Source organism: Luteibacter sp. KNZ12-1A, assembly GCF_056755675.1.
Window position 1 is genome coordinate 1 of the sequence record NZ_JBPGXU010000187.1, and the last position, 2202, is coordinate 2202.

Here is a 2202-nt window from a genome sequence, read left to right on the forward strand (position 1 = left end):
ACGAATGCTGTTCCGGCACCGCCGCCGGCGCCTCCCGCGCCGCCAGCACCGCCGGCCGACATCGCACCTAGCGAGAATCTGTCGTACCGTCAGCGTAATCCGCCAAAGTATCCGCCGCAGGCGGTTCGTCAGCGGCATGAAGGTACGGTGGTACTACTGGTCCTCGTGGGTGTCGACGGTGCGCCGAAAGACATCCAGATCGATCAGTCCAGCGGTTTCCGCGAACTGGACAAGGCAGCGCAGGATGCGGCAAGGAACTGGCGATTCAACCCGGGCAAGCGAGGCGGTCAGGCCGTCGAAGGCTATGCACGTGTCCCCGTTACGTTCAACCTAAACCAGCTGTAAGTTCTCCTTCACTTACTGCTCCGTTAATGTTTGATTTCCCCAAGGGTAGCGTTATGTTGCAAGACACCTCCGCTCAGCCTGCTAATCCAGGTCAAAACTCCAACGCCGACGCCCTCAAGCAGATGGGCTTCGACCACCTGATCCACAACTTCGACTTCCTCGGTTGGATCGTGTTCGTGGTGCTGGTCGCGATGTCCGTGCTCTCGTGGTACTTCATCGTCGCCAACTTCATCCGTAACAGCATGGTGCGTGCGCGCGCCGACAAGGTCATCCAGGGTTTCTGGAACACCCCGTCGACGCAGGAAGCCATTCGCATGCTCGAAGAGCAGCCGAAGGGCGAACCGTTCTCGAAGATCGCTCTCGACGCCGCTTCGGCCGTCGCTCACCACCAGGCCGCTGCCGGTGGTCGCCTCGCCGAGACGCTGTCGCGTTCGGAATTCATCGACCGCGCCCTGCGCCAAGCCGTGGCTCGCGAGAGCCTGCGTCTGGAAGGCGGCCTGACCCTGCTCGCCACGGTCGGTTCGTCGGCTCCGTTCATCGGTCTTCTCGGTACGGTGTGGGGTATCTACCACGCGCTGATCGGTATCGCCGCGTCGGGCTCCGCTTCGATGGACAAGGTCGCCGGCCCCGTCGGTGAGGCGCTGATCATGACCGCGTTCGGTCTGTTCACCGCTATCCCGGCCGTGCTCGCGTACAACTTCTTCATGCGTTCGAACCGCCTGACGTACGCCCAGTTCGACGAATTCGCGCACGACCTGCACGACTTCTTCGCCACCGGCGCCCGCGTCGAAGGCAACGCGCCGGTCGCACCTGCCAAGAAGTGAGGAACTGACCCATGGCTATGAGCAGCGGGGGCAACAGTGGCGGTCCGATGTCGGAAATCAACGTCACGCCGCTCGTCGACGTGATGCTGGTTCTGCTGATCATCTTCATGATCACGGCACCTCTGATGTCCCATAAGGTCCAGATCGATCTGCCGAAGGCTAATCCGAACGTTAAGGATGACACCCCGGTCGAACCGATGGATCTCGCGGTCAAGCCGGACGGTACGTACTTCCTCAATGACGGTGAAGTCAGCGAGGCTGAACTGAAGGCCCAGTTCGCGGTTGCGGCGGCGAAGTCGCCGCAGCCGGAACTCCAGATCCGTGCGGACCGCACCACCGAGTACAAGGTGGTAAAGAAGATCCTTGGCGACGCCAAGGATGCCGGCATGGTCCACGTCGGCTTCATGTCGACTGGCAAGGAGTAACGAACCATGGCATTCAGCTCAGGCAACTCCGGTGGCCCGATGTCGGACATCAACGTCACGCCGCTCGTCGACGTGATGCTGGTGCTCCTGATCATCTTCATGATCACGGCTCCGATGCTGTCGCATAAGATCAAGATCGATCTGCCGCAGCCGAACCCGAACATCGTCAACCCAGAGAATCCGCCGGATCCCGTCCGGCTGCAGATTCGCCAGGATGGCTCGCTGTACTGGAACGACACACCGGTCGACGAACTGGGCCTCAAGGCTCAGATCGCGGTGATCGCCCAACAGTCGAACCAGCCGGAACTGCAGATCGACGCGGATGACGCGGTCCAGTACGAGGTCGTGGCACGCGTGCTTTCCGACGCGAAGGGCCAGGGCCTGACCAAGATCGGTTTCGTCAACAACTGATCGCAACGGTCGTCCGGTAACACCGAAAACCCCGCCTCCCGGCGGGGTTTTTTTTGGCAGGCCACGCCTGCCGGGATGCTTTGGTGAGAGCCGCCCCTTCCGGCAATCGGTGCCTAGTGGGAAGCCGCCCCTTCCGGCAATCGGTGCCTAGTGGGAAGCCGCCCCTTCCGGCAATCGAAGCCTGGTGGGAGCCGACC

The 2202-nt window shown here is 61.8% G+C and carries 4 protein-coding genes; all 4 read left to right on the forward strand.

From position 1 onward, the window contains the following. The coding region (locus ACR9ZJ_RS19225) for an energy transducer TonB (RefSeq protein WP_481288671.1) at positions 1 to 345 on the forward strand (345 nt) is incomplete at its 5' end. A 53-nt stretch (positions 346 to 398) separates the two neighbouring features. Then, entirely contained in the window at positions 399 to 1169 is a 771-nt protein-coding gene (locus tag ACR9ZJ_RS19230; protein WP_306848554.1) for a MotA/TolQ/ExbB proton channel family protein, read from the forward strand. An 11-nt stretch (positions 1170 to 1180) separates the two neighbouring features. Then, positions 1181 to 1594, forward strand: coding sequence for an ExbD/TolR family protein (locus ACR9ZJ_RS19235; RefSeq protein ID WP_072323402.1), 414 nt, complete (start codon positions 1181 to 1183; stop codon positions 1592 to 1594). Positions 1595 to 1600: 6 nt separating this feature from the next. Then, a complete protein-coding gene (locus ACR9ZJ_RS19240; RefSeq protein ID WP_306848550.1) occupies positions 1601 to 2005 on the forward strand; it encodes an ExbD/TolR family protein in 405 nt (134 codons plus the stop codon). The last annotated feature ends 197 nt before the right edge of the window (positions 2006 to 2202 follow it).